Source organism: Enterobacteriaceae endosymbiont of Donacia bicoloricornis, assembly GCF_012567955.1.
GTDB lineage: Bacteria > Pseudomonadota > Gammaproteobacteria > Enterobacterales > Enterobacteriaceae.
In genome coordinates this window covers 452,513-458,627 of sequence record NZ_CP046186.1, presented here as the reverse complement: position 1 = coordinate 458,627, position 6,115 = coordinate 452,513, and the positions used below count along the sequence as shown (strand labels likewise).

The 6,115-nt window shown below is 20.0% G+C and carries 8 protein-coding genes; 1 reads left to right on the top strand and 7 read right to left on the bottom strand.

The window, feature by feature from the left end:
* Positions 1-96 precede the first annotated feature (96 nt).
* The 6 genes from cgtA to rplM form a co-directional block, all read right to left on the bottom strand.
* A complete protein-coding gene (gene cgtA / locus GJU03_RS02225) occupies positions 97-1,116 on the bottom strand; it encodes an Obg family GTPase CgtA (protein ID WP_168919049.1) in 1,020 nt (339 codons plus the stop codon).
* Between the two features lie 77 nt (positions 1,117-1,193).
* Positions 1,194-1,451, bottom strand: a complete 258-nt coding sequence (rpmA, locus tag GJU03_RS02220; RefSeq protein WP_168919048.1) for a 50S ribosomal protein L27 — start codon at positions 1,449-1,451, stop codon at positions 1,194-1,196.
* Positions 1,452-1,461: 10 nt separating this feature from the next.
* Positions 1,462-1,779, bottom strand: a complete 318-nt coding sequence (rplU, locus tag GJU03_RS02215; protein ID WP_168919047.1) for a 50S ribosomal protein L21 — start codon at positions 1,777-1,779, stop codon at positions 1,462-1,464.
* A gap of 95 nt (positions 1,780-1,874) precedes the next feature.
* Complete coding sequence (murA, locus tag GJU03_RS02210; protein ID WP_168919046.1) at positions 1,875-3,134, bottom strand: UDP-N-acetylglucosamine 1-carboxyvinyltransferase; 1,260 nt, start codon at positions 3,132-3,134, stop codon at positions 1,875-1,877.
* 124 nt (positions 3,135-3,258) lie between these two features.
* Entirely contained in the window at positions 3,259-3,657 is a 399-nt protein-coding gene (gene rpsI / locus GJU03_RS02205) for a 30S ribosomal protein S9 (RefSeq protein WP_168919045.1), read from the bottom strand.
* 23 nt (positions 3,658-3,680) lie between these two features.
* Positions 3,681-4,103, bottom strand: coding sequence for a 50S ribosomal protein L13 (gene rplM / locus GJU03_RS02200; RefSeq protein ID WP_168919044.1), 423 nt, complete (start codon positions 4,101-4,103; stop codon positions 3,681-3,683).
* Between the two features lie 220 nt (positions 4,104-4,323).
* Between rplM and argR the strand changes: the two genes are divergently transcribed.
* Positions 4,324-4,803 (top strand): transcriptional regulator ArgR, encoded by a 480-nt coding sequence (gene argR, locus GJU03_RS02195; RefSeq protein ID WP_425482911.1) that lies wholly within the window; start codon positions 4,324-4,326, stop codon positions 4,801-4,803.
* Positions 4,804-4,831: 28 nt separating this feature from the next.
* On the opposite strand, the gene serS is transcribed toward argR, so the two are convergent.
* Entirely contained in the window at positions 4,832-6,115 is a 1,284-nt protein-coding gene (gene serS, locus GJU03_RS02190; protein ID WP_168919043.1) for a serine--tRNA ligase, read from the bottom strand.

Below are 6,115 nucleotides of genomic sequence, written 5' to 3'. Positions count from 1 at the left end.
TTTAAAATCCAAAATTAAATAAAATTTAATTTAAAATAATTTTGTTATAAAACAATATAATTATTTTAATAAAATTAATTTTTATGTTATTTTTTTTTATTTATTAAAATATTTTAAAATATCTAAAAATAATTTTTCTACTCCAATATTTTTTTTAGATGAAATAAAATAAAATTTTTTTATAAATTTATATTTTTTTAAAATCTTTTTACTATTTAATAGTAAAATATTTTTATTATTTAATAAATCAATTTTATTTAAAATAAGCCATTGTTCTTTCAAAAAAATTTTTTTATTATATTTTTTAATTTCATAATTAATGATATCGATCATATTATCTATAAATATATTATTTTTAATATTAATCATAGATACATCTATAAAATGTAATAATAAATTACAATATTTAAAATGTTTAATGAAATTTAAACCTAAACCTTTACCAAGAGAAGATTTTTTTATAATGCTAGGAACATCTAAAATAGAAATAAAAGAATTATTTAACTTATTTTTAATAATACCTAAAATAGGTTTTGTAGTTGTAAAAAAATAATTTCCAATTTTAGTATTTATAGAAGATATTTTTTTTATAAATGTTGATTTACCTGAATTGGGTAATCCCAAAACACTTAAGTCTGCTTTTAAAATAAATTCTAATTTTATTTTTTTTTTTTCTCCTAAAAAACCTTTAGTTCTTTTATATGGTGTTCTATTTATAGAAGATTTAAAATTAATATTACCTAATCCTCCTTTTCCTCCTTTTGCTGCTAAAAAAATTTGTTTGTTTTTTTTTAATGATACAAGAACTATTTGTTTTTTTATATCAATAATATTTGTTCCTATTGGAACTCGAATAAATAAATTTTTACCATTTTTTCCTGTACATTGATAATTTTGTCCTTTAAATCCATTTTGTGATATATAATTATTTTTACTACGAAAATTATTTAAATTATTAATATTATTATCAGATATAAAATATATATTTCCTCCTTTACCCCCATTACCTCCATTAGGACCTCCTTTAGGAATAAATTTTGCACGATAAAAACTAATACATCCATTACCTCCTTTACCTGCTTTAATATGTATAATAGCTTCATCAAAAAATTTCATTACAACTCCACTTTAGAAATAAAATTCTATTTTTCTCTATATAGAGAAATTATTTTATATTTAAATAAAATTTAAAATTAAATAATCATAATATTAATATATTTTTTTTTTTTTATACCTTTATTAGTAAATTTTACAATTCCTTCTACTTTTGAAAATAAAGTATGATCTTTACCACATCCTACATTATCTCCAGCATGAAATTTATTACCTCTTTGTTTTATTAAAATATATCCTGGTTTTACTTTTTCTCCTCCAAAACATTTAATACCCAATCTTTTGGAATGCGAATCTCTACCATTTCTAGAAGAACCACCAGCTTTTTTATGTGCCATAAAATATTTCCTATATTAAATATTGAATTTTAAGAATTTTTATATTAGTAAATAATTGACGATGTCCTTGTGTTTTTCTAAAATGCTTTCTTCGACGAAATTTAATTATTTTAATTTTCTTATTTTTACCATGTAAAATTAATTGTGCTATTATTTTAGCACCTGGAATAATAGGATTTCCTATATTGATTTGATTTTTATCATATATTATTAAAATATTTTTAAATTCAATTTTATCTCCAATATTACCTGGAATCTTTTCTATTTTAATAATTTGACCTTGAATAACTTTATATTGTTTCCCGTGATTGTCAAAAACAGCATACATTTATTATTATCCTTTTAAAATATTTTAAAGAATTAATGACATAAAAAATTTAATATAATTTACATTATTTAATAATTTTTATGTCATTAATTCTTTTATTTTAATCTTTTAATTTTTGCTCCTAAAGAAATTAATTTTTTTTCTATATTTTCATATCCTCTATCGATGTAATCAATATTATCAATAATAGTTATTCCAATAGCAATACATGCAGCTAAAACTAAACTAATTGATGCTCTTAAATCTGTAGCTTTAATTTTTTGTGTACTATAAAGTGTTGAAACTCCTTGACAAAATACTTTATTTTTATTTATAAAAATTTTAGCTCCCATTTTATTTAATTCATGTATATATAAAAAACGATTTTCAAAAATAGTTTCTTCTACTATACTAGAACCTAAAGAAATACAATTTAATAAAGTAAATTGAGGTTGCATATCTGTAGGAAATTTAGGATAAGGACCTGTTATAATATTTACAGCTTTTGGTCGCTTGTTATGCATATTAATGCTACACCAATTTTTTCCTATTTTAATTTCTGCTCCTGTATATTTTAATTTTTTTAATACTATTTTTAAATTTTTAGGATTAGTATTTTTACATAAAATATAACCTTTTGATATTGCCGCAGCTATTAAAAAAGTCCCTGCTTCTATTCTATCATCCATAATTCTATAAATACCTCCTTTTAATTTTAAGACACCTTTAATTATTATTTTTTTGGTTCCACCTCCTTTAATATTAGCTCCCATAATATTTAAAAAATTAATTAAATCTTCTATTTCTGGTTCCTGTGCTGCATTATCTATAATAGTTGTATTCTTAGCATAAATTGAAGCTAAAATAACGCTAATGGTAGCACCTACACTATTTTTTTTCATTAAAATATGAGATCCTATAAATTTATTATCTATAGATGCAATAATATAATTATTTTTTATACAAATATTAGCTCCTAATTTCTGTAAATATTTGATATGTAAATCAATAGGTCTCATTCCAATGGAACAACCTCCTGGTAAAGACATATTTATTTTTTTTAATCGAACTAATAAAGGACTTACTAACCAAATAGAAGCCCTAATTGATTTTATTAAATTTTTGGGAAAATTAAACTTTTTATATAAATTACTTGCATTAATTATTAACGATTTATCATTTTTAATTTTTACTCCTAAATGTATGAATAATTTTATTACTACATCTATATCTTTTATTTTAGGAATATTTTTAATTTCTATAACTTCTTTTATTAAAAGTGATGCAAATAAAATTGGTAAAGCTGCATTTTTAGATCCAGAAATATTAACTTCTCCGTTTAGTTTAACTGGACCTTTTATTATAAATTTACTCATTTTTTACTCTGAAAAATTAATAAAATTATAAAATAAATAATATTAAATTTTAACATTTTATAGATTATTAAAATAAGTGTTTTGTTAAATTAATTTTATAAAAAATTAATAATAAAATTTAATTTTAGCGTTTAGAAAATTGAGGACTACGTCTAGCTTTTTTTAATCCTACTTTTTTACGTTCTACTTTACGATCATCACGTGTTACAAATCCTGCTTTTTTTAAATCTTTTCTAAAGAAATTATCATATTTTATTAATGCTCTTGTAATTCCATGTCTAATAGCACCTGCTTGTCCTGAAGTTCCGCCACCCTTTACAGTAATATATAAATCTAATTTATTACTCATTTTTATTAATTCTAAAGGTTTCATTACCATAATATGGTATATTTTCCTAGAAAAAAAAATATTTATATCTTTTTTATTGATAAGTATATTACCACTACCTTTTTTAATAAAAACTCTAGAAGAAGAGCTTTTTCTTCTTCCTGTTGCATTATAATCATAGTTAATTTTTTTCATTAATTTATATCCTTATAGTAAAATTAAATATTTAAAATATTTTTTTTTTGTGCAATATGTTTATGTGTTAACCCAGAATAAATTTTTAATCTATTTAACATTAAAACGCCTATTTTATTTTTAGGTAACATTCCTTTCACAGAATGTTGAATAATTTTGCAAGGATTTTTTTTAATTAATTTTTCAAAAGAAATTTTTTTTAATCCTCCAGAATAACCACTATGATTAAAATAAAATTTATTTTTTTTTTTATTTCCTGTAATTTTAATTTTATTAGCATTTATGATTATAATATAATCACCTATATCGATATAAGGTAAATAAAAAATTTTATGTTTTCCCATTAAATAGTGGGCAATTATACTTGATAGTCTTCCTAAAATTTTATTTTTGGCATTTATAAGATGCCATTGACGATGAATTTTTTTTTTTAATAAAATATTCATTTATATGTACCTAAAATATGATTAATTAATAAAATTATATAATCTATTTATTTTTAATTTTTTTATAAAAAAATATAAATTTTTATTAAAATATGATAATATAGTTATATTATAAATGCAATTAGTCTTTTTTATTTTAATATTACACATTTAGTTATATTTAGAATAAAATTTTTATTTTAAATAAATAATATTTTTATTTTATTTTTTTGGTGATTTTATGAATCTAATTTCTACAAAAAAAAAAGAAGCTAATTTAATTAAAATATTTAAAAATTTAATAAAAAAAGAAAAATTTAGTACACAAACAGAAATTGTACGTGCTTTACAAGAAGAAGGTTTTCATAATATTAATCAATCTAAAGTATCTAGAATGTTAACAAAATTTGGTGCTGTAAGAATTAGAAATACTAGAATGGAAATGGTATATTGTTTTCCTTTAGAATTAGGAGTCCCAAATACAACTAGTCCATTAAAAAATTTAGTATTAGATATTGATTATAATGATATTTTAATTATTATTCATACTAGTCCTGGTGCAGCTCAATTAATAGCTAGATTGTTAGATTCTTTAGGTAAACCAGAAGGTATATTAGGTACAATTGCAGGAGATGATACTATTTTTGTAGTGCCTACTCGTTTGTTTAAAACTATTCATTTATATAATTCTATACAAAATTTATTTGAACAAAAATTTTAATATAAGAAAATAAAATTTTTTATAAATTTTATTTTATATATTTTAATCCGTTCATATATTTTCTTAAAATTTTAGGGATTTTAATATTTCCATTTTTGAGTTGATAATTTTCCATGATAGCTGCTAATGTTCTACCAATTGCTAGTCCAGAACCATTTAAAGTATGAATAAATACATTTTTTTTATCTTTTATTCTTTTGTATCTAGCTTTTATTCTTCTAGATTGAAAATCCCACATATTAGAACAAGAAGAAATTTCATAATATTTATTTTTTGAAGGAAACCATACTTCTAAATCATAAGTTTTACTTGATGCGAAACTCATATCTCCTGTACATAATAATACTTTTCTATATGGTAACTCTAATAATTGCAATATTTTTTCTGCGTGATTAGTAATTTGTTCTAAAGCAATAATAGAATTTTTAGGTTTAACTAATTGTACTAATTCTACTTTATCAAATTGATGTGTACGGATTAATCCTTTATTATCTTTCCCATAAGAACCAACTTCTGATCTAAAACAAGGACTATGAGCAACAAATTTAATTGGTAGTTGTTTTTCTTGGATAATTTTATTATATACTAAATTTGTTAAAGGTACTTCTGCTGTAGGTATTAAAAATTTTTCACAAATATCAGAATTTTTAAAATTTTTTATATGTAAAAGATCTTTACTAAATTTAGGTAATTGTCCAGTACCATATAAAGCTCTTTTATCTACTATATAAGGAACATAAATTTCTGTATAATGATGATTAATAATATGAATATTTAACATAAATTGAATAAGTATTCTATATAAATAAGCAATTAAACCTTTTAATACAAAAAATTTTGAACCACTTAAATTAACTCCAGCTTCTAAATCAATACCTTGATTTAAATAACCTAATTCTACATGATCCCGTATAGGAAAATTATATTTATTTTTTATACCCCATTTTTTTATTTCTTTATTTTCTTTTGAATTTTTTCCTATAGGAACATCATCTAATGGTAAATTAGGTATTGAAGTGTAAATATTATTTATATTTTTTTTTATATTATTAAATAAAATTTTATTTTTTAAAATTTTTTGATTAATATTAATTACTTTTTTCTTAAATTCAAAAATATTATTAATATTTTTTTTAGATAGAATTTTAGATATTTGATTTCTTTTAATTTGTAATTTTTCTATCTTAATTTGTATATTTTTACGTTTTTTTTCTAATTGATTTATTAGATTAATATCTAAAAAAAAATGTCTTTTTTTTAAAATAGAATATACATGATCAATATCATTACGTAATAATTTTACATCTAACAC

Bases quoted from the DNA above. Each gene is read 5' to 3' on its own strand.
- cgtA (WP_168919049.1), bottom strand. From the start codon at position 1,116: ATGAAATTTTTTGATGAAGCTATTATACATATTAAAGCAGGTAAAGGA.
- rpmA (WP_168919048.1), bottom strand. From the start codon at position 1,451: ATGGCACATAAAAAAGCTGGTGGTTCTTCTAGAAATGGTAGAGATTCG.
- rplU (WP_168919047.1), bottom strand. From the start codon at position 1,779: ATGTATGCTGTTTTTGACAATCACGGGAAACAATATAAAGTTATTCAA.
- murA (WP_168919046.1), bottom strand. From the start codon at position 3,134: ATGAGTAAATTTATAATAAAAGGTCCAGTTAAACTAAACGGAGAAGTT.
- rpsI (WP_168919045.1), bottom strand. From the start codon at position 3,657: ATGAAAAAAATTAACTATGATTATAATGCAACAGGAAGAAGAAAAAGC.
- rplM (WP_168919044.1), bottom strand. From the start codon at position 4,103: ATGAATATTTTATTAAAAAAAAAAATTCATCGTCAATGGCATCTTATA.
- argR (WP_425482911.1), top strand. From the start codon at position 4,324: ATGAATCTAATTTCTACAAAAAAAAAAGAAGCTAATTTAATTAAAATA.